This window comes from Nonomuraea sp. NPDC049655 (assembly GCF_044465465.1).
Taxonomy (GTDB): domain Bacteria; phylum Actinomycetota; class Actinomycetes; order Streptosporangiales; family Streptosporangiaceae; genus Nonomuraea.
On record NZ_JBITLS010000015.1, the window covers coordinates 319,479 to 343,904 of the forward strand.

Below are 24,426 nucleotides of genomic sequence, written 5' to 3' on the forward strand. Positions count from 1 at the left end.
AAGATAGGGGGATGGCCTCCTCGCGCTACTCCGACCTCGACCGTCCGCCGCTCTCGGAGGCCGCGCTCAACCGCGCGCTCGTGCGTCCGGGCGCCCTGTGGACGGGCGTCACCGTCGTCGAGACCACCGGCTCGACCAACGCCGACCTCGCCATGGCCGCCCAGGCCGGGGCCGAGCAGGGCCGGGTGCTGGTGGCCGAGTCGCAGGTCGCCGGCCGGGGCCGGCTCGACCGCGCCTGGTCGGCGCCGCCGCGGTCGGGGCTGACGTTCTCCGTCCTGCTCAGGCCCACGACGCCGGTTCCGACCCAGGGGTGGCTGCCGCTGCTGTACGGCGTGGCCGCCGCCTCGGCCGTGCGCCGGCTGGCCGAGGTCGACGTGCGCCTGAAGTGGCCCAACGACCTGCTGGTGGGCGAGCGCAAGCTGGCCGGGGTGCTGGCCGAGCGGGTCGACGACGCCGTAGTCATCGGCATGGGGCTCAACGTCTCGCTGCGCGCGGAGGAGGCCCCGGTCGAGACGGCCACGTCGCTGGCCATCGAGGAGGCGGCCTGCGTCGACCGCGACCCGCTGCTGCGGGCCGTGCTGCGCGAGGTCGAGAGCCACTACCGCGAGTGGCAGGCGGCCGGCGGCGACGCCGAGGCCGCCGGGCTGCGCGCCGCCTACCTCGCCGTCAGCGCCACGGTCGGCCGCGACGTCCGGGTGGAGCTGCCGGGCGAGCAGGTGCTGACCGGGCGGGCCACCGGCATCGACGGGTCCGGCCACCTCCAGGTGGAGTCCGGCGGCGAGCGCTACACGCTGGGCGCCGGAGACGTCGTGCACGTGCGGGCCGCCCGATGAGCAAGGGCGTAGCCGCTCGGCCGGGTTGGTGGCAGCATGTGCGGCATGACCCTTCCCGACCACCATCTGACGCAGGGTGAGCAGCGCGTCCGATCCTTCCATCCCCACTGGAAGCGCCTTGTCGGCCCGTTCTTCGCGCTGATCCTCATCGCCGCGGCGGCGGGTGCGGCCCTCTACTTCTTCCCCACCGCGTGGGGGGAGAGCGTCACCTCCTACGGCAGGATCGCCGTCGTCGTCATCGCCGTGATCCTGCTGACGATCTTCTCGTTCGTGCCCTACCTGCAGTGGAAGAACACCGGGTACGTCCTGACGACCCACCGGTTCACGATCAGCAGGGGCGTGCTCAACAAGTCCACCGACGAGATCCCGATGGCCAAGGTCAACACCGTCAGCTCCGACCAGACGTTCCTGGAGCGCATGCTCGGCTGCGGCACGCTGACCGTCGAGTCCGCGGGCGAGCGCGGCCAGATCGTCCTGCGCGACATCCCGCGCATCCAGGACGTGCGCATGGACCTGTTCAAGCTGGTCGAGGACGCGTCCGACGGAGAGATCGACGGCCACTGAGGGTGGCGTAGCCTGCTGATCGTGAACGCCACCCAACCGCCCGGCAGGCCGACCGCCGAGCAGATCGAGCGCACGCTCGTCGGCATGCCGGCCCGCCACACCCGCGCGCAGGTCGCGGCCGGGGCCGGGGTGTCGCAGGAGCTCGCTCAGCGCATCTGGCGGGCGCTCGGCTTCGCCCAGTTCCCCGACGACGCCGTGGCGTTCAGCGACGCCGACGTGGCCGCGCTGCGCCGGGTGCGCAGCCTGATCGACGGCGGCCTGCTCGACGAGCAGACCGTCATCCGCATGGCCCGCGCGCTCGGCCAGACCACCGCCAGGCTGGCGCAGTGGCAGGCCGAGATCGTGATCGGCACGACGGTCCCGGACCCGCGCACCGACGCCGACCTGAACGGCGTCCTCGACACGGCCAAGGCCCTCCTGCCCGACTTCGAGCACCTGCTGGTGCACGTCTGGCGGGCCCAGCTCGCCGCCGCCGGCACCCGCCTGCTGGCCGTCGCCGACGACCAGGACGAGCGGGGGCCGGCCCGCGTGTCGATCGCCGTCGGCTTCGCCGACCTGGTCTCCTTCACCCGGCGTTCGCGCGAGCTGGACGAGCGGGCGCTGGCCTCGCTGGTCGAGGGCTTCGAGTCGCGCGCCGCCGACGTGGTGGCCGCGCACGGCGCGCGGCTGGTCAAGACGCTCGGCGACGAGGTGCTGTTCACCGCGCCTGCCCCGGCCCAGGCCGCGGCGATCGCCCTCGACCTCGCCGGCAGCCTGGAGCTGCGCATCGGCATGGCGTACGGGCCGGTCGTGCCCATGATGGGCGACGTGTTCGGCACCACCGTCAATCTGGCCGCCCGGCTCACGGCCATCGCCCGGCCGGGCACGATCCTGGTCGACTCCGAGCTGGCCGAGGGCCTGGCCGGAGCGCCGGACGGGATCGAGGTGCACAAGATCAGGAGGCGGCCGGCAAGAGGGCTCGGCGTGGTCCAGCCCTATGTCTTGCGGAGATCATCCTCCTGACACAAGATGGCTGCCATGCCGTACGAAGTGCAGGGCGTGATCGCCCGCGGTAAGGGCCAGGAAGTTTCGCTGGAGACGGTGGTCGTCCCCGACCCCGGGCCGGGCGAGGCGGTGGTGAACGTGCAGGCCTGCGGGGTCTGCCACACCGACCTGCACTATCGCGAGGGCGGGATCAACGACGACTTCCCCTTCCTGCTGGGCCACGAGGCCGCGGGCACGGTCGAGGCCGTCGGCGAGGGGGTCACCGGGCTGGCGCCCGGCGACTTCGTGATCCTCAACTGGCGCGCGGTGTGCGGCCAGTGCCGCGCCTGCCTGCGCGGCCGGCCGTGGTACTGCTTCGCCACCCACAACGCCACCCAGAAGATGACGCTCAAGGACGGCACCGAGCTGTCGCCCGCGCTCGGCATCGGCGCGTTCCTGGAGAAGACGCTGGTGGCCGCCGGCCAGTGCACCAAGGTGTCGGCCGAGGCCCCGGCCCAGGTCGCGGGCCTGCTGGGCTGCGGCGTGATGGCCGGCATCGGCGCGGCGATCAACACCGGCGGCGTGACGCGCGGCGACAGCGTGGCCGTGATCGGCTGCGGCGGGGTCGGCGACGCGGCGGTCCTGGGGGCGTCGCTGGCCGGGGCGTCCCGGATCATCGCCGTCGACGTGGACGACCGCAAGCTGGAGTGGGCCCGCGGGTTCGGCGCCACGCACACGGTCAACTCGCGGGAGAACGACCCGGTCGAGGCGATCCGCGACCTGACCGGCGGGTTCGGCGCGGACGTGGTGATCGAGGCGGTCGGCCGGCCGGAGACGTACGAGCAGGCGTTCTACGCCCGCGACCTGGCCGGCACGGTGGTCCTGGTGGGCGTGCCGACGCCGGAGATGCGGCTGGAGCTGCCGCTGCTCGACGTGTTCGGCCGCGGCGGCGCGCTGAAGTCGTCCTGGTACGGCGACTGCCTGCCCTCGCGGGACTTCCCGATGCTGATCGACCTGTTCCTGCAGAACCGGCTGCCGCTCGACCGGTTCGTCACCGAGACGATCGGGCTCGACCAGGTCGAGGAGGCGTTCGCCAAGATGCACCGCGGCGAGGTGCTGCGCTCGGTGGTGGTGCTCTGATGATCGACCGCGTCATCACCTCCGGCACGTTCTCGCTCGACGGCGGCACCTGGGAGGTCGACAACAACGTCTGGCTGGTCGGCGACGCGCGCGAGGTCGTGATCATCGACGCCGCGCACGACGCGGACGCCATCGCCGCGCGGGCCGGCGGCCGCCGGGTCAAGGCCATCGTGTGCACCCACGCCCACAACGACCACGTCAACGCCGCCGGCCGGCTGGCCGAGCTGACCGGCGCGCCGATCCTGCTGCACCCGGCCGACCAGGTGCTCTGGGAGCAGGTGTACGGGCCGGAGGTGGCGTACACGCCGCTGGCCGACGGCGAGAAGATCACGGTGGGCGGGGTGGCCCTGGAGGTGCTGCACACGCCGGGCCACTCGCCGGGCGCGGTCTGCCTGCACGTGCCGGACGCGGGCGTGCTGTTCAGCGGCGACACGCTGTTCAAGGGCGGGCCGGGGGCGACCGGGCGGTCGTACTCGTCCTTCGACACGATCATCGAGTCGATCGCCGGGCGGCTGCTGTCCCTGCCGCCCGAGACGGTCGTGCACACCGGCCATGGCGACTCCACGTCCATCGGTGCGGAGGCGCCGCACCTGGAGGAGTGGCGGGCGAGGGGCCACTGACCTGCGGGGTCAGGTGAATGTGACGCCTCTAACATAGGCAAGCCTTACCGAAGTGAGCTATCTTAGGTGTGCCTAACCTAAAGGCGTCCCCTTCCTGCTCGCTTGAGAGGCCTGTCCCCGGATGTATGTGTGCATTTGTCGTGCTGTGACCGAGAACGAGGTCCACGACTGCATCGCCTCCGGGGCGAAGAGCGCGAAACAGATTCGCGACACCACTGGGGCCGGTGGGGACTGTGCCCGTTGTGTACGGAAGATCTGTGCGATCCTGAAGCAGTCTGAAGAACTGACGACCGCATAGCCGCACCGTGACGAGGGGCCCGTTCATGCAGGGCGACAAGCAGATCATCGAACTCCTCAACGAACAGCTGACCGCCGAGCTCACGGCGATCAACCAGTACTTCCTGCACGCGAAGATGCAGGAGAACTGGGGATACACCAAGCTGGCCAAGCACACGCGCGACGAGTCCTTCGAGGAGATGCGCCACGCCGAACGGCTGACCGACCGCATCCTGTTCCTCGAAGGGCTGCCCAACTACCAGCGCCTGGGCACGCTGCACATCGGCCAGACCGTCGAGGAGCAGCTCAAGGCCGACCTGGAGGTCGAGCTGGCAGTGGTCGAACGGCTGCGCCCGGCGATCCAGCTGATGAGGGAGAAGGGCGACATCACCTCCGCCCGCATCTTCGAGGACATCCTCGAGGACGAGGAGGAGCACATCGACTACCTGGAGACCGAGCTGGGCCTGATGCGCAGCCTGGGCGAGCAGCTCTACCTCGCCCGCTACGCCGAGCCCCAGTCCGTCGACGACTAGAGCCCCCCGTTCTCTCCGGCCCCGCCGCCCGCCCGGGCAGCGGGGCCGTCGTCGTTCCCGCCGCCCCCGGGCCGCCCCCGGGCCGCCCGCGGTGGCCTGACGGATACTGGGGGAGGCGAGCCCAGGACACCTGTGAGGGAGTGGTCTGCATGCTCTATCTCTTCGGCTTCGAGCGCATCGGCGTGGCCGTCGGCGACCTGTACTTCGTCGACCCCGACCCGGGAGAGCACCAGGAGGGCGCCGAGCACGGCGTGCGCCTGGAGATCCGCAGGCTCGCGCCGGGCGAGCTCAAGGGGTCGATCTACTCGGCCCGTCCGATCGTCGTCGATCAGCTCATCTGGCGGGTCGACCTGCTGGAGTCGGTCGACGGCACGCCGGGCAGCTTCGACCGTACGCACCACCACCCGGGCTCCAGCGGCTGGGAGCCCGACCGGCGGGTGTTCGACGAGGAGCTGTCGGCCGAGCCGCTGAAGTGGCTGGGGGAGCGGCTGGCCGACCTCGACGGCGTGCTGCGGCAGTCCGGCGTCGATCCCGCCGAGGTCGGCGCGGACGACGCGGCGAGCCTGCGGGAGACCGCCCCCGAGATCGTCGACACCGTCCGCCGTCTGCTCGACCGGGTGCGCGCCGGCGAGCTCGGCACCGCCCCGGCCGGCGGCCCGGCGGCCTCCGTCCGGTCGAGCTGGCTCTGAACGGCACGTTCCAGGCATTCCGGCGCCCGGATCGGGGTATCACGCTCCGGGCGCCGCGCCGGGCGCGACGCGTCCCGCGGACGCGGGCGTACGTGGTGTGATGGGAAAGCCTGGAGCGCTTTGTGTTTTCCCCTCGATAATCGCGGTAATTTAATCACGACTAACCCTTATTTAGCTTCGTTTGCCCAGGTCAATGGATAGGTCAACGACAAGTCAAACCGCGCGCTGTGCCCGGGAAACGATCGCCTAAGGTCCTACGATCGCTTCATGACCTGCGTACTTCTCGCCGAGGATGACACCTCGATCTCCGAGCCACTCGCGCGTGCGCTACGCCGCGAGGGCTATCAGGTAGAGGTGAGCCCCGACGGCCCGCAGGCCCTGGAGAGGGCCCTGTCGGGCGGCATCGATCTCATCGTTCTAGACCTCGGCCTGCCAGAGATGGACGGTCTGGAGGTCGCCCGCCGGATCCGTGCCGAGGGGCACGGCACTCCGGTTCTGATACTCACGGCCCGCGTGGACGAGGTGGACACCGTCGTCGGCCTCGACGCCGGCGCCGACGACTACGTGACCAAGCCGTTCCGGCTGGCCGAACTGCTCGCCCGGGTGCGCGCGCTGCTGCGGCGCGGCACCTCCGAGACCCCGGTCGTGCAGGGGGTCCGCATCGACGCCGACTCCCGCCGCGCCTGGATGGGGGAGAAGGAGCTGCACCTGACGACCAAGGAGTTCGACCTGCTGCGGGTCCTGGTCCGCGACGCCGGCAAGGTCGTCACCCGGGAGCAGATCATGCGCGAGGTGTGGGACACCAACTGGTGGGGTTCGACCAAGACCCTCGACATGCACATCTCCTGGCTGCGCCGCAAACTCGGCGACGATGCCGCCAAGCCCCGATACATCACGACGGTCCGGGGAGTCGGCTTCCGGTTCGAACGCGAGTAGGCGCATGCGCCGTCGACTGCTCTCCTCCACACTGGTCGTCGCGGTCATCGCGGTCCTGTTGCTGGGGGTCCCCCTGGGCGTCGTGGTCAGCCGTCTGATCGTCGACGAGGCGGCTCAGGAGCTCGGGGCGGAAGCCAAACGTCTCGTGGGCGAGGTCGAGTACGCCCGGGTCCAGGAGACCCCGCTCGACCCGCAACAACTGGAGCAGAAGTACCCGGGCAGGTACATCCAGATCTGGGAACGCGGAACCCCTCTGCGGGTGACCGTCGTCGGCACCGCGCCGGCGTCGGGTCACCTGATGACCGAGGACGCACAGACCAACACCGGGGTCTATGTCCGGATAAGTCGTGACCGGGATCAGGTCGAGCGCGACGTCCGGGCCAGGCTGCTGCTGATCGTGGCGCTGGCCGTCGCGGCGCTCGCGGTGGCCGTCAGCCTGGCCGTCGTCCAGTCGCGCAGACTGACGCTGCCCTTGCAGGACCTGGCGAAGATCGCCGAGCGGCTGGGGTCGGGCGACGCGCGGCCCAGCAAGCACCGCTACGGCATCCCCGAACTGGACCGCGTGGCCCAGGTGCTCGACCGCAGCGCCACCCGCATCTCCGACCTGCTCACCCGCGAACGCGAGTTCGCCACCGACGCCTCCCATCAGCTCCGCACGCCCCTGACCGGCCTGACCATGCGCCTGGAGGAGATCGTCGCCGCCTCGAACGAGCCGGAGGTCGTCCGCGAGGAGGGCGAGGCGGCCATCGTGCAGGCCGAGCGCCTGACCGCGGTGATCGACGAACTGCTCGCGGCGGCCCGCCGCCAGCGCCACGCCCAGGCCGAGCCCGTCGCCATCGACGAGGTGCTCATCCAGCAGATCACCGAGTGGGAGCCGGTCTTCCGCGAGGCGGGCCGCACGCTGCACCTCGACGGCACCCGCGGCCTGAAGGCGATGGCCACCACCGGCGGCTTCGGCCAGGTCATCGCCTCGCTGCTGGAGAACTCCCTGCGCCACGGCGGCGGCACGGTCACCGTCACCAGCACCTGCGGCGACAACTACATCGTGATCGAGGTCGCCGACGAGGGCCCCGGCATCGCCGACGAGATCGCGCCCAAGATCTTCGAACGGAACGTCAGCGGCGGCGGAGGCACCGGCCTCGGGCTCACCCTCGCCCGCGCGCTGGCCGCCGCGGACGGCGGGCGGCTGGAACTGGTGCGCCGCCGGCCGGCGACGTTCGCCATCTTCCTGCGCCCGGCCGAGGAGGACAGCAGGAACCGCGTGGTCAGCGGTCCTGCCTGATCTCCGGCAGCTCCACCGGGATCGGCTCGGTGGCCTCCAGGAACACCCACTTCTTGTACGACCAGTAGCGGAACAGCGTGCCGAGGCCGACGCCGGCGAAGTTGGCGATGTTCAGGCTCAGGCCGTCGTGCAGGTGGAGGGTGTACTTGGTGAAGCCGATCACCAGCAGGCCGAACAGCAGGGCGACGCCGTTGAGCAGGAAGAACAGGAAGTATTCGCGGCCGAGGCCGCTCTGCTCGCGGTGGCGGAAGGTCCAGAAGCGGTTGCCCAGGTAGGCGAAGGTCGCCGAGAGCGTGGTGGCGAGCACCTTGGAGGTGAGGGGGCCCCACTCGAAGCCGAGCAGGAAGAGGTTGTAGACACCCGTGTCGAGCAGAAAGGCGACGGCCCCGATGCTCCCGAATTTGGCCAGTTCGTGAACCAGGGACTCGAACCGCTGGTAGAGGCGCTTGGCAAACTCCACGTCCGCGCTCGGTCCTTTCCCTCGTCGAGACTGACCACCTCAGCGTACCGGCGATGTCGTACGGCCGGTGTCAGAGGGCCGAACATACCCCGCAAAGACCACTTCTAGAAATATCGCCTTATGGGCGGCATTTCTGAAAGATCGGCATTACGCTGCCGTTCAGATCGCGGGCCCGCCCGCGACGTCGGACCTGCCGCTCCAGACGGCCGCCCTCCCGGGAGCCACCTGTGCCGCTTCGACTGCTCGCGTCGGTCCTGGCCCTGCTCGTCACGGGCTGTGGCGCGACCGGCGGCGCCCCGGTGCTCCAGGAGGACCGCACGCCTGCCCCGGCAGCCGCGCCACGGGTCGACCCGGCGACCGCCGAGCAGGCGTTCTCGCTGCTCCGGCAGCTCGACGGGGCCTGGCAGCGGCGGGACTGCGCCGCCGTACGGGAGCTGACCACGTGGGCGGAGCGGACGCTGGACGGCCGTGCCTGCGAGGCGACCCGGAACGGCCGTCCAGCCCGTCCCGCCGACCCCGTCTACGTGCTGCCCGACGCGGGCGACTGGTTCGCCGCCCTGGCCCGCGAGCCGTCGCCCGCGTACTACCTGTTCTTCCTGGAGGACGGCCGCTGGCGGCTGGGCGCGGGGCCGGTCCCGGTGCCCGGCGAGCCGGCGCGGGAGGCCGCCGAGGCGCCGTCGTCGCTGGTCAGGCAGGCCCAGCTGGTGCCGCAGCGGCACCTGACGTACCTCACCGACCCGGCCGGGGTGGCGGGCGTGCGCTTCCCGCCGGGGGATCCGCTGCGCGGGCTGCTCAAGGACGTCACCGCGAACCGCGCCGACGTCGAGCTGTTCGGCACGCGCACCCTCGCGATCCCGGTGGCCGCCGGTTCCGTCCTGGTGTTCGACGCCCTGCGGCTCACGTACCGGGGAGGGCGCACGGATCTGGTGGTGACGGCCAGCCTGGTCGGCACGGGCAACCGGATCAGGACGCTCGGGCTGCGCCGGGGACGCGCCGGTTGACGGCGGCGGGGTGCCGCGGTGGGAGGGCGTGAGTTGACAACGGCGAGGTAGTCGTTCCGTCCCGGTAAGCTCACCTCACGTGAGTTCCTACAGTCCCATCGGGCCGGTCGTCGGCATCGTCGGCGCCGGTCAGCTCGCCCGGATGACGCAGTCGCCGGCCATCGCGCTCGGGGTCGAGCTGCGGGTGCTGGCCGCCGCCCCCGGGGAGAGCGCCGCACGAGTGATCGTCGACACCCAGGTCGGAGACTACCGCGACCTGGCCGACCTGCGGGCGTTCGCCCAGGGCTGCGACGCGATCACGTTCGACCACGAGCACGTGCCGACCGAGCACATCAGGGCCCTGATCGCCGACGGCCACGCCGTGCACCCGGGCGCCGACGCGCTCGTGCACGCCCAGGACAAGGCCGTCATGCGCGAACGGCTGACCGCCATCGGCGTGCCCTGCCCCGCCTGGGCCCGGGTCGCCTCGGCGGCGGACGTCGCGGCGTTCGCCGACGAGCACGGCTGGCCGGTCGTGCTGAAGTCGGTGCGCGGCGGCTACGACGGGCGCGGCGTGTGGGTCTGCCGCACCCCCGACGACGTGGCCGAGGCGTTCGCCACCGGCGTCGAGCTGATGGCCGAGGCGTTCGTGCCGTTCGAGCGGGAGCTCGCGGTGCTGGTGGCCCGCTCGCCCCACGGGCAGGGCGTCAGCTACCCGGTCGTGGAGACCGTGCAGCAGGACGGCATCTGCGTCGAGGTGCTCGCCCCCGCCCCCGGCATGGACCCCGAGGAGGCCGCCGTCGCCCAGCGCATCGGCCTGAAGATCGCCCACGAGCTGGGCGTGACCGGGCTGCTGGCGGTGGAGCTGTTCCAGACCGCCGACGGCCTCGTGGTGAACGAGCTGGCCATGCGCCCGCACAACAGCGGCCACTGGACGATCGAGGGTTCCACCACGTCCCAGTTCGAGCAGCACCTGCGGGCCGTGCTCGACCTGCCGCTCGGTTCGCCCGCGATGACCGCCCCGGTCGTCGTCATGGCCAACCTGCTGGGCGGCGACGACCCCGACCTGTTCAAGCGCTACGAGCACGTGCTGGCCCACGACCCCGGCATCAAGCTGCACTTCTACGGCAAGGAAGTGCGTCCGGGCCGCAAGATCGGCCACGTCACGGCCCTGGGCGCCGACCTCGACAAGGTGCGCGCCCGCGCCCGCCACGCCGCCGTCTACCTCATGACCGGGGAGTACACGTGACAGAGCGAATCGGGATCGTCATGGGGTCGGACTCCGACTGGCCCGTGATGAAGGCCGCGGCCGAGGCCGTGGCGGAGTTCGGGGTGCCGTTCGAGGCCGACGTCGTCTCGGCCCACCGCATGCCGGTCGAGATGATCGAGTACGGCCGGCAGGCGGCCTCGCGCGGCATCCGGGTGATCATCGCGGGGGCCGGCGGGGCGGCGCACCTGCCCGGCATGCTGGCCTCGGTGACGCCGCTGCCGGTGATCGGGGTGCCGGTGCCGCTGAAGTACCTCGACGGGATGGACTCCCTGCTGTCGATCGTCCAGATGCCGGCCGGGGTGCCGGTGGCCACGGTGGCGGTCGGGGGCGCGCGCAACGCGGGGCTGCTGGCCGTCCGCATCCTCGGGGCCTCCGACGCCGGGCTGCGCGAGCGCATGGAGGAGTTCCAGGGGCGTCTCAAGGAGCAGGCGTACGCCAAGGGTGAGAAGCTGCGCGCCGAGGCCGCGGAGCTCTGAGCAGGCAACTCAGGGCCGTCCAGGGGCAGACCGGGCTTTCCGGGCGCCCGGTTCCCCGTGGTGAGGGGTCCCGGGCGTTCGGAGAGGTGCCGCGGCGGGGCTACGGGCGGCCGAGCGCCCGGTAGTGCCAGCCGGCCGAGCGCCACACCTCGGAGTTGAGCGCGTTGCGGCCGTCGACGATGCGCCGGGTCGCGACCACCGCGCCCAGCTCCTCCGGATCGAGCTCCAGGAACTCTTTCCACTCCGTCAGCAGCAGCACCACGTGCGCCCCGCGGACCGCCTCGACGGCCGACTCGCCGTAGTTCAGCTCCGGGTGAGCCTTACGAGCGTTGTCGAGCGCGATCGGGTCGTAGACGGTGACCTGTCCGCCCTGGTGGCCGATCGTCACGGCGACGTCCAGGGCGGGGGAGTCGCGAATGTCGTCCGAGTTCGGCTTGAAGGCCGCGCCCAGCACGCCGACCGTGCACCCGTGGAACGAGCCGCCCGCCAGCTCCCTGGCCAGGTCGACCATGCGGGCGCGGCGGCGCATGTTGATCGCGTCGACCTCGCGCAGGAACGTCAGCGCCTGGTCGGCCCCCAGCTCGCCGGCCCGTGCCATGAAGGCCCTGATGTCCTTCGGCAGGCAGCCGCCGCCGAAGCCGAGCCCGGCGTTGAGGAAGCGCCCGCCGATGCGGTCGTCGTACGAGAGCGCCTCGGACAGCTGCTTGACGTCGGCGTGCGCGGCCTCGCAGACCTCGGCCATGGCGTTGATGAAGGAGATCTTGGTGGCGAGGAAGGCGTTGGCCGCCGTCTTGACCAGCTCCGACGTCGCGAAGTCGGTTACCACGAACGGGACGTCCCCGAGCGGCGCGTACACGTCGCGCAGCACCTTCTCGGCCCGCTCCGAACGCACGCCGAGCACGATGCGGTCGGGGTGGAGGGTGTCCTCCACCGCGAAGCCCTCGCGCAGGAACTCCGGGTTCCACGCCAGCTCGACGCCGACGCCGGCCGGCGACAGGCGGGCGAGCTTGTCGGCCATGCGCTCGGCGGTGCCGACCGGCACGGTGGACTTGCCGACGACCAGGCACTCGCGGTCGAGAAGCGGCGCGAGCGACTCGATGGCGCTGTCCATGTACGACACGTCCGCGGCGTACTCGCCCTTCTTCTGCGGTGTGCCGACGCAGACGAAGTGCACGTCGCCGAAGGCGGCGACCTCTTCGTAGGAGCTGGTGAAGCGAAGGCGTCCGGAGTCGAGCCCACGGCGGAGCACGGGTTCCAGCCCGGGCTCGTGGATGGGGAGCTCACCGTTGTTCAGCCGGCGGATCTTGTCCGCGTCAATGTCGAGGCCAAGGACTTCGAATCCGAGATCCGCCATGCAGGACGCATGCGTGATGCCCAGGTATCCGGTCCCGATCACCGTGAGGCGATATGGCACGAGCGAGCTCCTTTCGATCGCCAGGCATGCTACCGGCCTTCGCTACCTCCTTCGTGCCACCTGCGTCTGTTCGCAAACCGTACTAGCTGGTAACAAAGTGCTCGGACGTCCTAGTATCTAGGCATGAGCTTCCCTCTCTATGCGCCCGCCGAAGAGCACGACATGCTCAGGGAGACGGTCCGCGCCCTGGCCGACGAGAAGATTGCGCCGCAGGCCGCGGCGGCCGACGAGTCCGAAGAGTTCCCCTGGGACGTCTACAAGGCCCTCGTCGCCGCCGACCTGCACGCCGTGCACGTTCCCGAGGAGTACGGGGGCGCCGGGGCGGACGCGCTGGCCGCGGTGATCGTCATCGAGGAGGTCGCGCGGGCCTGCGCGTCGTCCTCGCTCATCCCGGCCGTGAACAAGCTGGGCACCGTTCCGCTGCTGCTCTCGGCGTCCGAGGAGCTCAAGCAGCGTTACCTGGCGCCGGTGGCGAGGGGCGAGGCCATGTTCTCGTACGCGCTGTCCGAGCCGGAGGCGGGCTCCGACGCCGCCGCCATGAAGACCCGCGCGGTTCTCGACGGCGACCACTACGTGCTCAACGGCACCAAGATGTGGATCACCAACGCCGGCGTCTCCGAGTACTACACGCTGATGGCCGTGACGGACCCGTCCGCCGGCGCCCGGGGCATCTCCGCCTTCGTGGTGGAGAAGTCCGACGAAGGCGTCTCCTTCGGGCCGAAGGAGAAGAAGCTCGGCATCAAGGCCTCGCCGACCCGCCAGGTGATCCTGGAGAACGTCCGCATCCCGGCGTCCCGCATGATCGGCGAGCCCGGCACCGGCTTCAAGACGGCCCTCGCCACCCTCGACCACACCCGCGTCACCATCGCCGCCCAGGCGCTGGGCATCGCCCAGGGCGCCCTCGACTACGCGATCGGCTACGTCAAGGAACGCAAGCAGTTCGGCCGCCCGATCGGCGACTTCCAGGGGCTGCAGTTCATGATCGCCGACATGGCGATGAGGCTGGAGGCGGCCAGGCAGCTGACGTACCGCGCGGCCGCCAAGAGCGAGCTGGCGATGCACGGCCGGCCGCAGAAGGACCTGACGTTCCTGTCGAGCGCCGCCAAGTGCGCCGCCTCGGACGCCGCCATGGAGATCACCACGGACGCGGTCCAGCTGTTGGGCGGGTACGGGTACACGAAGGACTTCCCGGTGGAACGCATGATGCGCGACGCCAAGATCACCCAGATCTACGAGGGCACCAACCAGATCCAGCGCATGGTCATGGCCCGCCAGCTCCTCAAGTAGCCCTTGACGTGCGAAAACCCCGCCTGCCGGTCGGCTGAGGCGGGGTTCGCTGTCTCTCGACCTCGCTCTAAAGGATCACTGTTCCGTGCCTGTTCCGTGAGGTGCTGTACGGCCGCAGCCGCCAAGGCGAGGATCATGGTCCCCAATGTGGGCCACGGGGCATCTTCAGCGACGGAAGAAGCCCATGTTCCAGATTGGGGGCGCCTGGCTTTATTCGGGTGCTCGCGTGTGATCAGGGCAACTAGGTTGATCCCGTGGAAATCAGGAACGAGCGGCAGCTGAATCCCGTGGCTGACGAAGTCTCGGCGATCACTGCTGTCGTACGACCGATCCTTCTTGGCACTCTCTACTCTCTCAAGGCGGATGTGGTGGAGGAGGCGGGAGGCCGCGAAGGGGTCAAGCTGAAGATGCTCCCGCGCCTCCGTCGTCCTGGGGACGGCGACACGGGGATCTGCTTCGAGTACGCCGTGCACGATGCAGTGCGTCGAGGGGAGCCGGACGTCAGCGAGCGCGTCTACGATGCCTTGAACCATTGCAAGGTGCGCGGGAACAGCGTCGGATCAATCCTGTTCGGAGCGGAGAAAGCGGGCTCCCAGCAGCTCATTGATACGGCTGCCGAGTTCCTCTCGGACGAGTCGGTCCTCCTGTCAGGTTCACGGGGACGCCCGGTGAAACTGAAAAAGCACCTAACAAGCGCCGCAGCGGCCTTCAGGAGGAAGGGCGTGGAATCGGGGCTGCCGCAGAGTATCAGCGGGCTCTGGCGCGCAGATCTCTTCCTTGGGCACTCAGACACCGACTCTTGGGTGGGCACCACTGTCAAAATCAACCCGTCAGGTCTGAAGGGGTACCCGGGGCTACGCATCGGAGTGGTGCCCGCGAACCAAGGTGGCTCAGATGCCATCCGAAAGGACGACACCAGAAATCTTGTGGTCTGCCCAATGCCGTACGACGGGAGCTTCGTCGAGACGTTCTATCTGGCATGGGAAGTCGTCACAGCATTCCTCGAAGCCGACGCGCAGGTTCCAAAAGAGGTTTCCCTGCCCCGCCCCGCAGCCCGGACAGTTGCTCGTTATCTAGCTGATCGCCGTGAGTTCCCTGTCGTCGATGTGGTGGAGGCTCTCCAGGCTCTGTCTCAACCCGAACTACTCCAGACGCATACGTCGTCAGCTGGACTAATCCTGTCAGGCGGCACGTCCAACGTCGTTCAAACCGCATCGGTCTTGGCCCCCCACCCAGCCATCGGAGCGGCTTAACCTACGCAACAGCCTTCCCGAGCCGGAACAGAACGGCCCCGGTTGAGAGTAGAGACCGGGGCCTGCATGGTTGTGTTCAAGCTCGACGATTGGAGTGCTGCGACATCCCCAAAGTCCGAGGCCGAAATAGTCGGCCATCAATGGCTTTGCGAGCGCGGTCATGAGAGCCGGGCATCATGTGTGCGTACACGCGGAGGGTGAAGCCGGGGTCGGCGTGGCCGAGGTACTCGGCGAGCTCCTTGACCGAGACGCCGCCGGTCAGCATGACGCTCGCGTAGTAGTGCCGGAGTTGGTGCAGCCCTTCTTTACGAGAGGTGGCGTACCGGCTCCGCTGGCGTCCGTCCTTGTCCGGTGCAGGGATCACGCCTGCTTGGACCAGAGCGGGCTTCCAGATCGTTTCGCTGTAGCTTCTGGCCTTGATGAAGCGGTCGTCCGTCCAGCGGAACAACAGGTTGTGTGTACGAACCTTGCCGTCTGCCTTCTCCCAGGGCAGGGAGCAGGTCAGCGGGGGATGAGTCGAGACGTGCCGCTTGATGGCTTCAGCGGCCCACTCAGGCAGCGGTACGACCCTCTCACGGTCGTTCTTGGGCAGGGCGAAGACGTGGTCCGTTCCTAGCTTCTTGATTTGTCGTCGTACGCGGAGAAGACGCTCCTCGAAGTCGACGTCTTCGAGGGCCAGGCCGAACAGCTCACCCTGCCGCAGTCCGCATGCAGCGCCGAGCATCGGCAGTAGGCGGAAGAGAGCGGGGTGAGCGTCGATCAGGGCGTGGACCCGTTCGTCCGACCAAGCCCTTATCTCTTCGGACACGCGCTTTGGCACCTGGACGATGGGGGACTTGGCGGGACTTCGTTTGATGGCCTCGTCCGCGACGGCAAGGTCAAGGATGCCCTGGAGGACCAGGAAGGCCGTCTGTACGGTCGAGGTCTCGAAGCGGCTGCTCAGGTCACTGATCCACGACTGGATCTGGGATGGCTTGATGCTCTTCACCTGGCGTTTGGCGTACGTCGGTGCGACGTGGAGGCGGTGGATGTACTCGTACCGGATCTTGGTCGAGGGGTCCACGATGCGGGAGGCAAGCCAGCGTTCGGCGATATCGCCGAAGAGCACCTTGCCGGCGTTCGGGTCGATGTAGTCGCCGCGGGCGATGTCGGCGCCCATGGTCGCGATCTTGCGCTCGGCGTCGGCCTTGCGGTCATAGGCGGTCGAGCACTCCTTGCCTTCGGGGTCCACCCAGACGGCGAGCCAGCGCTTGCCCTTGCCGTACCGGGTGGTCCTGACCTTCCGGGGTTTGCCGTCCTGGTCGCGCACTGTCTTGGTCCACAGGTCCTTGACGAAGGCCACGGGCTACTCCTGGTCCTGGACCCAGGACATGACGTCCTCGGGCACGTAGCGCAGATGGCGGCCGATCCTGTGGCCTCTGGGGCCTGTGCGGTGGTGTCGCCATTGGTAGAGCGTGGCGATCGGAACGCCGAGGAAGGTGGCTACGTCCTGCACAGTCCAGAGCTTGGTGAGAGTGCTCATATGCACCCTCCGGTGATGGCGGCGGCGAGGAGTTGATCGCCTAGGGAGTGGCCCTTGCCTGCGTACTCCCATTCGCTGATCACGAGGACTGCGTCTTCGGCGAAGAGCGGGAGGCGGCCGGTGGTGATCTCGCTTTCTCGGGCGTGGTGTTCGCGGTCGGCTCGGATGTCGCCGAGGGTGGTGGAGTAGCGGCGGGAGCGGGTGGAGAAGTGGCCGCGGAAGCCGAGCATGTGGGCCCAGTCGGCGAGGCGGAGTTCGGCGAGGGCTGGTTCCGCGCCGAGTTTCATGCAGGTGGTGATGAGGCGGCGGGCGTGGTCGCGGAGGTTGTACGGGGTCAGGTCGTCGAGGGGGTTGATGCGGCGGTCGAGGGTGCCGACGCATTCGGCGGCTTTGGTGGCGTACTTGGCGATGTAGCCGGCGACGGCTTGGTCGGTGAGGTCGCCGTTCAGGGTGATGGGGCGGATGTCGAGTTGGGTGCCCCAGCGCAGGACTCGTCGGGGCTGGTCGGCGTAGGCGGGAGCCTTGGCGGTGACGGCTTTGGCGGCGTGCTGGATGGCCTGGGTCAGGACGTCGGCGGTGGCCCAGGTAGGTGGCGGTGTGGCGGGCCCGCCGGGGCCGTCGAGGCGGATGACGGCGTGGAAGTGGACGACGCCGCGGCGCTGGTATTCGGCGACCTTGGCGAAGGAGAGGGTGAGGTGGTGGCGGAGGTCCTTGAGCAGGAGACCGCCGAGTTTGGCGAGGTGGCGGCGTACGGAGTCGGCGAAGCGCTTCCACAGCAGCGGGGCCAGGGAGTTGAACAGGACGGAGCCGGTGTAGTCGTAGCAATCGGTGCATAGCGGTTCGCCCAGGCGTGGGTCGTCCTTGCTGTGGCGTTGGGTGCAGGACATGACTTGGCCGTGTGGGCAGGTGGTGGCGTTGCGGCGGGCGTGGCAGGGCTGGGCTTTGCCGTTGTGTTCGTGGCGGGTGTGGACCGGGCCGAAAGACGGGGCGGTCAGGGTGATGAACAGGGTTGGGCGGGTGGTGACGGTCTCAGGGACGCCTTTGCCGCCGACGAGTCCGGCGCGGATGAGGTGGTAGGTGTCGGCGCGGTAGGTCTCGGCGCAGGACGGGCAGCGGGAGGCGCGGCGGGTCTTGCACGGGACGCGCAGGATGCCGTCGGGTTCGGTGCGGGTGGTGTAGCGGTGCAGGAGTTGGCCGGTGGCGCGGTCGTAGTGGTCGACCTTGCCGCGTAGGTGGATGGGCTGGAGGCAGCCGCCCGTGGCGCGGATCTGGGTGGCCCAGCGGTCGTAGTCGGGGTGGTTGAGTCGGGCGATCATGCCTGCTTTGGCGTGCGCGGTGGCGTGGGTTGTGGGCAAGATGGAGACCTCCTTTCGCTCGTTCGGGTGAAGGGATGGCCCTCGACCTGGCAGTCGTCTTGGCGGATGTGCGGCCAGGCCGGGGGCGCTGCGCGTTTATGCGCCGTGGTTGTCGATGCCGGTGCCGTCGCAGTCGAGGCAGCGGGCGTCGTCGGAGTCGATTCCGGTGCCGTTGCAGGTGCAGCAGCGGTAGTGGATCAGCTCGTCCATCTGGTCACTTCCTGTCGCGGGCGGTGGTGAGGTAGATGCGCCAGTGATGCGGGCGGGTGCGGTCGGGGTAGACGCGTGAGACGCCGATGACGGTGAAGTGCAGGCGTAGGCGGAACAGGGCGTCGACGATCTCGGCTCGGGTGCCGTCGATGCGGATGCGCATGGTCGGGTCCCTTTCTGGTCAGGTGGCGGGTGTGGGGTCGGGTTGGATGCAGCCGCGGTAGCTGGCTTCGGCGGCGTGGCGGGCGCGGGCGGCGGCCAGGATGGCGACGGCGCGGTACTCCACCGGGCCGAACAGGCGCGAGGTGGCGTAGTGGCCGTACGGGGAGTCCTCGTAGTCGATCTGCGAGCCGACGAGGGTGGCGATCTGGTCGATCTCGGCGCGCTGGTCGGCGTCGCTGGCCTGGTCGGTGAAGTGGTGGACGGTGACGCTGGAGGAGACGGGTACGTCGGGATGGGCTTCCAGGAAGGCGGCCAGGTCGAGCAGGCCGTTGATGAGGGCGATGCGGCGGTCGTTTGTCATGGGTCGGTTCTCCTTTCAGGCGGTGCGCAGGGTGCGCAGCAGATCGGAGGCGAGTTGGTTGGACACGCCCAGGTGGGCGCGTAGGGCGTCTCGGGTGATGGGCTTGCCGTGCCGGGTGTGGTGTTCGTCGGCCACACGGCGGGCGTAGTCGATCAGGGCGGGCGCGAGGTCGCTGTCCCGCTCGTCGTCCTCGTCCTGCGCATGGGACGGGACGAGTTCCGGAGCCGAGGACGAAGCCAGGACGGGCGAGGACGCCACGGCAGTGGACGGTTCCGGGCGGGTGGCGCGGCGTTCCAGCATCGAGACGGCGATGAGGAAGGCGGCGGCCGGGGTCGCGGCGGTGATCCAGCCCCAGGCGGTCGGGTCGGCTTGGGCGAGGTTGGCGGCCATGACGCAGGTCAGGTCGATGCAGACGGCGACCGCCCAGGACATCCAGCCGGACTGTCCGTGCTCGATAGCGGTGTCGCGGATGTGGGTGAACGATCCGGCACCCGCGATGGCGGCCAGGACGAGAACAGGGCCGGTGTCGAGCAGCCAGCAGGCGAAGCGTCGCATCGTTCCTCCCTTCATGGTTCAGGCGTTGATGGATTCGGACAGGTGAGCGGTGATCTCATCCCAGGCAGGAGTGAGGTGGGCGTGAGCACGAGCGGCCTGTTCGGCGGTCTGCTCGGTGACGTAGTAGGAGCGGGCGCGGTACCACTGGCCGTCCTGACCGGCGACGATGGCGACGCCCGGCGTTTCGGCGGGGATGGCACGAGCTGAGGCAAGGGCCGCCGGGTCGAGATCGCCGAGCGTCATGGTGGCGGTCTCGGGATCGTTGACGCGGTGACAGATCCGTCCGGAGCACTGGGCACGAAGAGCAGTGACGCCAGGCCCGAGGTCGGAGCCGATGCGCTGACCGCAGCAGAACAGGTAGATACCGAACGCCCGCCCGAGCTGGGCGACTCGCAGCAGGGCCGTCGAGGTCTTGGCGATCTCATCCTTCTCGGACTTGTCGGCCATCAGGTAAAGCTCGGCCAGCTCGTCGACCAGGGCCACGACCGGGACCGGCCGCACGCCGGGCGGGAGCTGCCAGATGTTGCGGGCGCCGGCCTGGCGGCACAGTCCCATGCGATCGACCATCAGGCCGACCAGGTCATCCAGCAGCCCGCCCGACTCGGCGCGCGAGGTGGCGAGCGCGGACAGGCGTGGCATGTAGGGCGTGAACTCCACTCCGCCTTTGAGGTCGAAGCCGACCAGGGCCACGGGTTGCGGAGCCAGCCCGACAATCAGGGCGTTGGCGAGATTCGACTTCCCGGACTGCGTCGCGCCCGCGTTCAGCCAGTGCGGCACGGTGCGGAAGTCGATGGTCCAGGGCTTGCCGGTCTCCAGCCGTCCCACGGTGACCTTGAGCAGTTCCGGCGAGGGCGGGAGTTCGTCGACCTTGACCAGCGGATCGCGCACGGTGGCCATCAGGACGACGCGACCAGGACCGGGTGAGGAGACGCGGACGGCGTGGACGCCCCAGGAGTGCGCGAGGCGTTCGGCGGCGTCGGCGTAGTCGCCGGGTGTCTGGCCTTCCAAGGTGTGGAGGGTGACGCGCCAACCGTGCCGGGTCGGCAGCGGCAGCCACATGAATGGCTTGGTGTCCACGGCGATGCGCTGCCACCTGCGCCGGACGCGGACGATGCCCGTCGAGGCGACCAGGCCGGGGACGGTGGTGAACCAGAAGCGCTGCCGCTTCTTGGTCAGCCCGCAGCCGAGGGCGACCCGCCGCCACGAGGCCCGTACCGACAGACCGACGAGCGGGAAGCCGAGCACGAGCCAGAAGGACGGGTAGTGGAAGCGGCGCCAGGCCCACAGCCCGGCCGCGACGGCGGCCAGGGCTGCGAGCAGGTACGGCGCGTCAGGCATTGGCGGCCTCCCCGGCGGGGAGCAGCGCCGAAGCGCGGTAGGCGATGCCCCATCGGCCGGCGATCTCCCAGACGTAGCCGAGCAGGCCGACGGCGTTGACCTGGTCGCCGACACTGATGGGCGGTTCGCCGGTGATGCCGATCTTGACGAGTTCGATCCGGCCGAACTCGTCCTCGACGGAGACGGTGACCTCGTAGACGGTGTTGCCGTTCTTGTCGGTCTTGATCTCACCGGTGTCCCTGTTGAGCACCCGTGGACGCGGTGCCTTGACGCAGGTGATGGCGAGCTTGCCGACATCCACAGGAATCGGGATGGAACGCATGGGCTGTGACCTCCTCTTTCTCGTTCATCCAACATAGTTAACCTAGTCGGCTTGGTTGTCAACGTCCTCTCGGTTGGCTTGGTCGATGTTTCGTGGTGTGATGGACGACGATGGTCAAGAACACCGGGCGCCCCGGCTACCTCCAGATCGCCGACGATCTCCGCGCGCAGATCAACGGCGGCTCTCTAGCGCCCGGAACCCCGTTGCCGTCCACCGCGCAACTCGCCGAGCAGTACGACGCCTCGCTGAGCGTGGTGAAGATGGCCGTCGGCATCCTGCGCAACGAGGGCCTGGTGATCGGCCAGCAGGGCAAGGGCGTGTTCGTCCGGGATGCCGAGGAGCGCCCCGCCGGCGACGAGCAGGCCGACGTGGCCGAGCTGCGCGCCGCCGTACGGGACTTGTCGGTACGCCTCGCGAAGGTCGAGGAGCAGTTGGCTACGTCCACGTCACGCCGTCCCGGACGTAACAGCCGGTGACCTTCCGGGCCAGCGAGGCCGAGGCCCCGCCGGGGTGCCGGCGCAAGCTCAGGGCCTTGTCCTGGCGGCGGATGCCGACCAGGACCATGACGTAGCCGACGAGCAGGGTCGTGCTCAACAGGGCGGCGATGATCAGCGGGAGCCAGCTCACGTCCAGCTCACCCCCATCGCGAACGCGCCGCGGGGGCCGCGCGGGGGACGCATGGTCTCCGTCCGTCGCCGGTTGCGCCGGTTCCGGGCCCGCTCCTTACGCGCCCACCGGCTCCGCGCAAGGCACTTGGAGCACTGGGTCTGCCCCTCGGTCAGGGCGTTGCCGCAGTCGCACGAGGGCGTCTCGGCGGGGATGGTGATCTCGCTGTTCATGGGTGCATCTCCTCCTTCGGTCGCTGCCGTTGTGGCGTTGTGCAACCGAGGATGCGACGCAGAGTCAGGACGAGATCACTACACGACGGGACATGTTCAAGACGTCCGGCCTACGATGTCCAGGTCCCCGGACGTCCTTGGGAGCAGGTGAGATGGCGAACGAACGGCTACGCGCTGCGCTGTTGCAGAAGGGCGTGAGCGTCGCGGACCTGGCTGAGGCGATCGAGGTCGATCCCAAGACCGTCGAGCGGTGGATCACCAAGGGGCGAGAGCCGTACCGTAAGCACCGGTTTGCCACGGCTTCCTACCTCGGTGTGGACGAGACGTACCTGTGGCCGCAGGCTCTGTCGCGCGAGCAGGTGGTCGCCGCGTCCGAGAGCGAGGTCCTGGCGATCTATCCGCACCGCTGGGCCGTACCGCGGGACGCGTGGGGACGTCTGTTCACCGCCGCCTCCCAGGACATCGGCGTCCTGGTCTACAGCGGGCTTTTCCTCGCCGACGACGCCGCAATGGTCCGCCTGCTGGGGGAGAAGGCGCGGGCGGGCGTGCGGGTCCGTGTCCTGCTGGGTGACCCCGGCTGCGCCGAAGTCGCTCAGCGGGGAGAGGACGAGGGCGTCGGCGACAGCATGGCCGCGCAGATCCGTAGCGCGCTGATCTTCTACCGGCCGCTCCTGCCCCTGGAGAACTTCGAGCTCCGCCTCCATCAGACGATCCTGTACAACTCGATCTACCAGGCTGACGGCGACTACCTGGTCAACATGCATGTGTACGGCACCCGCGCAGGGAACGCACCTGTACTGCATCTGCGGAGGGTGGCCGGCGGCGAGATGGTGACCACCTACGCCGACAGCTTCGAGAAGGTATGGGCACAAGCCAGCCCGGTGGAGTCCTGACCATGGCCAAGCGGATCGACTTCTACGACGACCCCGACGCGCCCGAGCCGAACAGCCTCGTTCCGTCCGTCAACGTCATCGTCACCAACACGGCCGGGGACGTCCTGATGATCCGCCGCAGTGACAACGACAACTGGGCCGTACCCGGGGGCGCGATCGACCTCGGCGAGTCCATCCCCGCGGCAGCCATCCGCGAGACGTACGAGGAGACCGGCATCACCTGCGAGATCACCGGCCTGGTCGGCACCTACAGCGACCCCCGGCACGTGATCCTCTACACCTCGAACGGTGAGGCCCGACAGGAGTTCTCCATCGTCCTGACCGGCCGCGCGATCGGGGGCGAGCCGACTCCGAGCGAGGAGTCCCGAGAGGTCCGCTGGGTGCCCCGAAATGAGATCACGTCACTGCCGATGGACCGGTCGATGCGCATGCGGATCGAGCACTACCTAGCCGACGTCGGCCTGCCGCACATCGGATAGCGCAGCCTCCACTGACCGCACCGAGGACACGATGCACGGGGTGGCGTCCGTGATCGACCGGCTGACCACATGCTCAGGTCCGTACCGAGAATGGATCTCGGCCAGCCGGTCGGTAACGTCCACATGCCGGCCGTCCGGACTGGTCGTCATATCGCAGTAGGTGAGCGCCCTGGCCAAATCCGGCGCTTCCTGGTCGAACTCCTTGGCCAACACATCGAACAGGTCACGCTGCCGGGCCTCGTTGTCCGCGCACGAGTGGTAGGCCACCAGGCGGCACAGCCGCCGATCCGCACTGGCGACGTCGCGCAGGTAGCGAGCGCCGTCGAGCTGATGCATGCCCGTGTCGACCAAGTCGGGGGCGTACCCGATGTCATGCAGAAGCGCAGCAGCGATCAAGGTGTCGGCCTCTTCCCTGAGAAGCGGCGTCAGGGAAGAGGCTCGCTCAGCCACTCCCTGGGTATGCGCCCAGCGGCGAGGCAAGGTCGTCTCCAGCAGCTCTTTGGCCAGGCCATAGGCCCAATCGACATGCTCCACGCTGTTCACCTTAGGCAGACCGCATATGGGCTGATCTAGGGCCAGATGCGGACGTCCCAGGACGTCTCATCCTCGAGCGAACCGGCCCCGCCCATGCTCGACCACAACCAACCCTTCACGCTCCAGAAGGTCGAGCGCCCGCCGCACCGTGTCCCGCGAAGCCTCGTACCGCTGCCGCAGCTCCTTCTCGCTCGGCAACACAGCTCCCGCAGAGAGGGCGCCGCTCTCGATCTGGTCGCGCAGCTCAGAGGCGATCACCTGATATCGGTACGCGGTGTCCGCCCGCGGCCCCGGCACCACGCGGCCTTTGGAGGGAACCGTGACAACGACCCCCTCCTGCTCCAAGATGGCGAGGCCGCGCCTGAGGGTGTTCCTGGCCACTCGGAACTCCGCGCACAACTCAGCCTCGGACGGCAGCGAACCGCCCGCCGGATACCGGCCGGCAAGGACCCGCGCCCGAAGCCGCTCCGCGATCTGGGTGTAGACAGCACCGCCCGTCAGCCACGGAGATTCGTCCACAGCCATGCCGTCAGGCACGCCGATACGCATCAGAGATCATGCCTAGATCGATGCGCAGCTCGGCCTGCTCACCCGCACGCCAGCCGTTCCGGGCGACCTGCTCAACCCGGTCGATGGCGGCCTCCAGATTGAGGCAACTGGTCCGCTCGTCGGGCTGATCACCCCAATAGAACCAGTAGAACGGAACGTTGACGTAGACCTTCCGGATCCGAGAGCGACGATCCTGGACGCTCAACTCAGGACGCCCATCCTCAGCCGCCATCAAGACGGCCGCGATCCCCCGAGGTCGTAGCCCGTTCCCTAGCTCCGTCAGCAGACGCTGCTGATAAGCGAGGCTCTGTGCTCGGCCGCTTTGCATGTG

33 protein-coding genes are annotated in these 24,426 nt (G+C 69.2%); 18 read left to right on the forward strand and 15 right to left on the reverse strand.

The genetic code is table 11. The features are described 5' to 3' along the window. The first annotated feature begins 11 nt into the window (after positions 1-11). From ACIBQ6_RS40600 to ACIBQ6_RS40645, 10 genes are all read left to right on the forward strand, one after another. Positions 12-833, forward strand: a complete 822-nt coding sequence (locus ACIBQ6_RS40600; RefSeq protein WP_397218432.1) for a biotin--[acetyl-CoA-carboxylase] ligase — start codon at positions 12-14, stop codon at positions 831-833. Positions 834-878: 45 nt separating this feature from the next. Next, positions 879-1,397: a PH domain-containing protein gene (locus tag ACIBQ6_RS40605; protein ID WP_358282556.1), complete on the forward strand. Its 519-nt coding sequence runs from the start codon at positions 879-881 to the stop codon at positions 1,395-1,397. 21 nt (positions 1,398-1,418) lie between these two features. Further along, positions 1,419-2,399, forward strand: a complete 981-nt coding sequence (locus tag ACIBQ6_RS40610; protein ID WP_397218433.1) for an adenylate/guanylate cyclase domain-containing protein — start codon at positions 1,419-1,421, stop codon at positions 2,397-2,399. A 15-nt stretch (positions 2,400-2,414) separates the two neighbouring features. Then, on the forward strand, positions 2,415-3,500 hold the full coding sequence (locus tag ACIBQ6_RS40615; protein WP_358282558.1) for an S-(hydroxymethyl)mycothiol dehydrogenase: 1,086 nt from the start codon (positions 2,415-2,417) through the stop codon (positions 3,498-3,500). Continuing rightward, a complete protein-coding gene (locus ACIBQ6_RS40620) occupies positions 3,500-4,120 on the forward strand; it encodes an MBL fold metallo-hydrolase (protein WP_358282560.1) in 621 nt (206 codons plus the stop codon). The genes ACIBQ6_RS40615 and ACIBQ6_RS40620 overlap by 1 nt, the downstream gene beginning before the upstream one ends. 121 nt (positions 4,121-4,241) lie before the next feature. Continuing rightward, the gene (locus ACIBQ6_RS40625; protein ID WP_125632481.1) at positions 4,242-4,418 is read left to right on the forward strand and encodes a bacterioferritin-associated ferredoxin; all 177 of its coding nucleotides are present in this window, start codon (positions 4,242-4,244) and stop codon (positions 4,416-4,418) included. A 25-nt stretch (positions 4,419-4,443) separates the two neighbouring features. Further along, a complete protein-coding gene (gene bfr, locus ACIBQ6_RS40630; protein ID WP_352361818.1) occupies positions 4,444-4,929 on the forward strand; it encodes a bacterioferritin in 486 nt (161 codons plus the stop codon). A gap of 149 nt (positions 4,930-5,078) precedes the next feature. Beyond that, the gene (locus ACIBQ6_RS40635) at positions 5,079-5,618 is read left to right on the forward strand and encodes a hypothetical protein (RefSeq protein ID WP_357994549.1); all 540 of its coding nucleotides are present in this window, start codon (positions 5,079-5,081) and stop codon (positions 5,616-5,618) included. Between the two features lie 267 nt (positions 5,619-5,885). Then, positions 5,886-6,554 (forward strand): response regulator transcription factor, encoded by a 669-nt coding sequence (locus ACIBQ6_RS40640; RefSeq protein WP_043620820.1) that lies wholly within the window; start codon positions 5,886-5,888, stop codon positions 6,552-6,554. A gap of 4 nt (positions 6,555-6,558) precedes the next feature. Beyond that, complete coding sequence (locus ACIBQ6_RS40645) at positions 6,559-7,836, forward strand: ATP-binding protein (protein ID WP_352361812.1); 1,278 nt, start codon at positions 6,559-6,561, stop codon at positions 7,834-7,836. On the opposite strand, the gene ACIBQ6_RS40650 is transcribed toward ACIBQ6_RS40645, so the two are convergent. Beyond that, on the reverse strand, positions 7,820-8,296 hold the full coding sequence (locus ACIBQ6_RS40650) for a GtrA family protein (protein ID WP_352321617.1): 477 nt from the start codon (positions 8,294-8,296) through the stop codon (positions 7,820-7,822). The genes ACIBQ6_RS40645 and ACIBQ6_RS40650 overlap by 17 nt on opposite strands. A gap of 227 nt (positions 8,297-8,523) precedes the next feature. Between ACIBQ6_RS40650 and ACIBQ6_RS40655 the strand changes: the two genes are divergently transcribed. From ACIBQ6_RS40655 to purE, 3 genes are all read left to right on the forward strand, one after another. Continuing rightward, positions 8,524-9,297: a hypothetical protein gene (locus ACIBQ6_RS40655; protein WP_397218434.1), complete on the forward strand. Its 774-nt coding sequence runs from the start codon at positions 8,524-8,526 to the stop codon at positions 9,295-9,297. 79 nt (positions 9,298-9,376) lie between these two features. Continuing rightward, a complete protein-coding gene (locus ACIBQ6_RS40660) occupies positions 9,377-10,525 on the forward strand; it encodes a 5-(carboxyamino)imidazole ribonucleotide synthase (RefSeq protein ID WP_397218435.1) in 1,149 nt (382 codons plus the stop codon). A gap of 20 nt (positions 10,526-10,545) precedes the next feature. Further along, positions 10,546-11,022 (forward strand): 5-(carboxyamino)imidazole ribonucleotide mutase, encoded by a 477-nt coding sequence (gene purE / locus ACIBQ6_RS40665; RefSeq protein WP_357702729.1) that lies wholly within the window; start codon positions 10,546-10,548, stop codon positions 11,020-11,022. Positions 11,023-11,122: 100 nt separating this feature from the next. On the opposite strand, the gene ACIBQ6_RS40670 is transcribed toward purE, so the two are convergent. Next, positions 11,123-12,436 carry a UDP-glucose/GDP-mannose dehydrogenase family protein gene (locus ACIBQ6_RS40670; RefSeq protein ID WP_352361804.1) on the reverse strand — a complete coding sequence of 438 codons (1,314 nt, stop codon included), beginning with the start codon at positions 12,434-12,436 and terminating at the stop codon, positions 11,123-11,125. A gap of 123 nt (positions 12,437-12,559) precedes the next feature. On the opposite strand from ACIBQ6_RS40670, the gene ACIBQ6_RS40675 reads away from it, so the two are divergent. Then, positions 12,560-13,723: an acyl-CoA dehydrogenase family protein gene (locus tag ACIBQ6_RS40675; RefSeq protein WP_397218436.1), complete on the forward strand. Its 1,164-nt coding sequence runs from the start codon at positions 12,560-12,562 to the stop codon at positions 13,721-13,723. A gap of 254 nt (positions 13,724-13,977) precedes the next feature. After that, a complete protein-coding gene (locus tag ACIBQ6_RS40680) occupies positions 13,978-14,976 on the forward strand; it encodes a hypothetical protein (protein ID WP_397218437.1) in 999 nt (332 codons plus the stop codon). A 76-nt stretch (positions 14,977-15,052) separates the two neighbouring features. Here ACIBQ6_RS40680 and ACIBQ6_RS40685 read toward each other — a convergent pair whose 3' ends face one another. The 8 genes from ACIBQ6_RS40685 to ACIBQ6_RS40720 all read right to left on the reverse strand — a co-directional run bounded on the left by ACIBQ6_RS40685 (position 15,053) and on the right by ACIBQ6_RS40720 (position 20,801). Next, positions 15,053-16,318, reverse strand: coding sequence for a tyrosine-type recombinase/integrase (locus ACIBQ6_RS40685; protein WP_397218438.1), 1,266 nt, complete (start codon positions 16,316-16,318; stop codon positions 15,053-15,055). 3 nt (positions 16,319-16,321) lie between these two features. Then, complete coding sequence (locus ACIBQ6_RS40690; protein WP_397192681.1) at positions 16,322-16,471, reverse strand: helix-turn-helix transcriptional regulator; 150 nt, start codon at positions 16,469-16,471, stop codon at positions 16,322-16,324. Positions 16,472-16,494: 23 nt separating this feature from the next. Next, a complete protein-coding gene (locus tag ACIBQ6_RS40695; RefSeq protein WP_397218460.1) occupies positions 16,495-17,814 on the reverse strand; it encodes a replication initiator in 1,320 nt (439 codons plus the stop codon). Positions 17,815-18,067: 253 nt separating this feature from the next. Then, positions 18,068-18,226, reverse strand: coding sequence for a hypothetical protein (locus ACIBQ6_RS40700; protein WP_357706255.1), 159 nt, complete (start codon positions 18,224-18,226; stop codon positions 18,068-18,070). Between the two features lie 18 nt (positions 18,227-18,244). Further along, the gene (locus tag ACIBQ6_RS40705) at positions 18,245-18,586 is read right to left on the reverse strand and encodes a hypothetical protein (protein ID WP_397218439.1); all 342 of its coding nucleotides are present in this window, start codon (positions 18,584-18,586) and stop codon (positions 18,245-18,247) included. 15 nt (positions 18,587-18,601) lie between these two features. Beyond that, positions 18,602-19,141, reverse strand: coding sequence for a DUF2637 domain-containing protein (locus ACIBQ6_RS40710; protein ID WP_397218440.1), 540 nt, complete (start codon positions 19,139-19,141; stop codon positions 18,602-18,604). Between the two features lie 18 nt (positions 19,142-19,159). Beyond that, complete coding sequence (locus ACIBQ6_RS40715) at positions 19,160-20,479, reverse strand: FtsK/SpoIIIE domain-containing protein (protein WP_397218441.1); 1,320 nt, start codon at positions 20,477-20,479, stop codon at positions 19,160-19,162. Further along, positions 20,472-20,801 carry a hypothetical protein gene (locus tag ACIBQ6_RS40720; RefSeq protein ID WP_397218442.1) on the reverse strand — a complete coding sequence of 110 codons (330 nt, stop codon included), beginning with the start codon at positions 20,799-20,801 and terminating at the stop codon, positions 20,472-20,474. The genes ACIBQ6_RS40715 and ACIBQ6_RS40720 overlap by 8 nt, the downstream gene beginning before the upstream one ends. 110 nt (positions 20,802-20,911) lie before the next feature. Here ACIBQ6_RS40720 and ACIBQ6_RS40725 point away from each other — a divergent pair, with 110 nt between their 5' ends. Continuing rightward, the gene (locus ACIBQ6_RS40725; RefSeq protein ID WP_397218443.1) at positions 20,912-21,277 is read left to right on the forward strand and encodes a GntR family transcriptional regulator; all 366 of its coding nucleotides are present in this window, start codon (positions 20,912-20,914) and stop codon (positions 21,275-21,277) included. Here ACIBQ6_RS40725 and ACIBQ6_RS40730 read toward each other — a convergent pair. Both ACIBQ6_RS40730 and ACIBQ6_RS40735 read right to left on the reverse strand, forming a co-directional pair. Beyond that, complete coding sequence (locus ACIBQ6_RS40730; RefSeq protein ID WP_357970093.1) at positions 21,237-21,428, reverse strand: hypothetical protein; 192 nt, start codon at positions 21,426-21,428, stop codon at positions 21,237-21,239. The genes ACIBQ6_RS40725 and ACIBQ6_RS40730 overlap by 41 nt on opposite strands. After that, positions 21,425-21,640: a hypothetical protein gene (locus ACIBQ6_RS40735; protein ID WP_397218444.1), complete on the reverse strand. Its 216-nt coding sequence runs from the start codon at positions 21,638-21,640 to the stop codon at positions 21,425-21,427. Before ACIBQ6_RS40735 ends, ACIBQ6_RS40730 begins: the two co-directional genes overlap by 4 nt. Positions 21,641-21,792: 152 nt before the next feature. On the opposite strand from ACIBQ6_RS40735, the gene ACIBQ6_RS40740 reads away from it, so the two are divergent. Both ACIBQ6_RS40740 and ACIBQ6_RS40745 read left to right on the forward strand, forming a co-directional pair. Beyond that, on the forward strand, positions 21,793-22,533 hold the full coding sequence (locus ACIBQ6_RS40740; protein WP_397218445.1) for a helix-turn-helix domain-containing protein: 741 nt from the start codon (positions 21,793-21,795) through the stop codon (positions 22,531-22,533). 2 nt (positions 22,534-22,535) lie between these two features. Next, a complete protein-coding gene (locus tag ACIBQ6_RS40745) occupies positions 22,536-23,012 on the forward strand; it encodes an NUDIX hydrolase (protein WP_397218446.1) in 477 nt (158 codons plus the stop codon). Here ACIBQ6_RS40745 and ACIBQ6_RS40750 read toward each other — a convergent pair. The 3 genes from ACIBQ6_RS40750 to ACIBQ6_RS40760 all read right to left on the reverse strand — a co-directional run bounded on the left by ACIBQ6_RS40750 (position 22,980) and on the right by ACIBQ6_RS40760 (position 24,300). Next, entirely contained in the window at positions 22,980-23,546 is a 567-nt protein-coding gene (locus ACIBQ6_RS40750) for an HD domain-containing protein (protein ID WP_397218448.1), read from the reverse strand. The genes ACIBQ6_RS40745 and ACIBQ6_RS40750 overlap by 33 nt on opposite strands. A gap of 66 nt (positions 23,547-23,612) precedes the next feature. Continuing rightward, positions 23,613-24,095: a GntR family transcriptional regulator gene (locus tag ACIBQ6_RS40755; RefSeq protein WP_397218449.1), complete on the reverse strand. Its 483-nt coding sequence runs from the start codon at positions 24,093-24,095 to the stop codon at positions 23,613-23,615. Further along, positions 24,076-24,300: a hypothetical protein gene (locus ACIBQ6_RS40760; RefSeq protein WP_397218451.1), complete on the reverse strand. Its 225-nt coding sequence runs from the start codon at positions 24,298-24,300 to the stop codon at positions 24,076-24,078. The genes ACIBQ6_RS40755 and ACIBQ6_RS40760 overlap by 20 nt, the downstream gene beginning before the upstream one ends. Positions 24,301-24,426: the final 126 nt, after the last annotated feature.

What these genes read in the sequence shown, in the direction of transcription:
- ACIBQ6_RS40600 (WP_397218432.1), top strand. Translation starts at nt 12, where the DNA reads ATGGCCTCCTCGCGCTACTCCGACCTCGACCGTCCGCCGCTCTCGGAG.
- ACIBQ6_RS40605 (WP_358282556.1), top strand. Translation starts at nt 879, where the DNA reads ATGACCCTTCCCGACCACCATCTGACGCAGGGTGAGCAGCGCGTCCGA.
- ACIBQ6_RS40615 (WP_358282558.1), top strand. Translation starts at nt 2,415, where the DNA reads ATGCCGTACGAAGTGCAGGGCGTGATCGCCCGCGGTAAGGGCCAGGAA.
- ACIBQ6_RS40620 (WP_358282560.1), top strand. Translation starts at nt 3,500, where the DNA reads ATGATCGACCGCGTCATCACCTCCGGCACGTTCTCGCTCGACGGCGGC.
- ACIBQ6_RS40625 (WP_125632481.1), top strand. Translation starts at nt 4,242, where the DNA reads ATGTATGTGTGCATTTGTCGTGCTGTGACCGAGAACGAGGTCCACGAC.
- bfr (WP_352361818.1), top strand. Translation starts at nt 4,444, where the DNA reads ATGCAGGGCGACAAGCAGATCATCGAACTCCTCAACGAACAGCTGACC.
- ACIBQ6_RS40635 (WP_357994549.1), top strand. Translation starts at nt 5,079, where the DNA reads ATGCTCTATCTCTTCGGCTTCGAGCGCATCGGCGTGGCCGTCGGCGAC.
- ACIBQ6_RS40640 (WP_043620820.1), top strand. Translation starts at nt 5,886, where the DNA reads ATGACCTGCGTACTTCTCGCCGAGGATGACACCTCGATCTCCGAGCCA.
- ACIBQ6_RS40645 (WP_352361812.1), top strand. Translation starts at nt 6,559, where the DNA reads ATGCGCCGTCGACTGCTCTCCTCCACACTGGTCGTCGCGGTCATCGCG.
- purE (WP_357702729.1), top strand. Translation starts at nt 10,546, where the DNA reads ATGGGGTCGGACTCCGACTGGCCCGTGATGAAGGCCGCGGCCGAGGCC.
- ACIBQ6_RS40675 (WP_397218436.1), top strand. Translation starts at nt 12,560, where the DNA reads ATGAGCTTCCCTCTCTATGCGCCCGCCGAAGAGCACGACATGCTCAGG.
- ACIBQ6_RS40695 (WP_397218460.1), bottom strand. Translation starts at nt 17,814, where the DNA reads ATGATCGCCCGACTCAACCACCCCGACTACGACCGCTGGGCCACCCAG.
- ACIBQ6_RS40700 (WP_357706255.1), bottom strand. Translation starts at nt 18,226, where the DNA reads ATGCGCATCCGCATCGACGGCACCCGAGCCGAGATCGTCGACGCCCTG.
- ACIBQ6_RS40705 (WP_397218439.1), bottom strand. Translation starts at nt 18,586, where the DNA reads ATGACAAACGACCGCCGCATCGCCCTCATCAACGGCCTGCTCGACCTG.
- ACIBQ6_RS40710 (WP_397218440.1), bottom strand. Translation starts at nt 19,141, where the DNA reads ATGCGACGCTTCGCCTGCTGGCTGCTCGACACCGGCCCTGTTCTCGTC.
- ACIBQ6_RS40715 (WP_397218441.1), bottom strand. Translation starts at nt 20,479, where the DNA reads ATGCCTGACGCGCCGTACCTGCTCGCAGCCCTGGCCGCCGTCGCGGCC.
- ACIBQ6_RS40720 (WP_397218442.1), bottom strand. Translation starts at nt 20,801, where the DNA reads ATGCGTTCCATCCCGATTCCTGTGGATGTCGGCAAGCTCGCCATCACC.
- ACIBQ6_RS40725 (WP_397218443.1), top strand. Translation starts at nt 20,912, where the DNA reads ATGGTCAAGAACACCGGGCGCCCCGGCTACCTCCAGATCGCCGACGAT.
- ACIBQ6_RS40735 (WP_397218444.1), bottom strand. Translation starts at nt 21,640, where the DNA reads ATGAACAGCGAGATCACCATCCCCGCCGAGACGCCCTCGTGCGACTGC.
- ACIBQ6_RS40740 (WP_397218445.1), top strand. Translation starts at nt 21,793, where the DNA reads ATGGCGAACGAACGGCTACGCGCTGCGCTGTTGCAGAAGGGCGTGAGC.
- ACIBQ6_RS40745 (WP_397218446.1), top strand. Translation starts at nt 22,536, where the DNA reads ATGGCCAAGCGGATCGACTTCTACGACGACCCCGACGCGCCCGAGCCG.
- ACIBQ6_RS40755 (WP_397218449.1), bottom strand. Translation starts at nt 24,095, where the DNA reads ATGCGTATCGGCGTGCCTGACGGCATGGCTGTGGACGAATCTCCGTGG.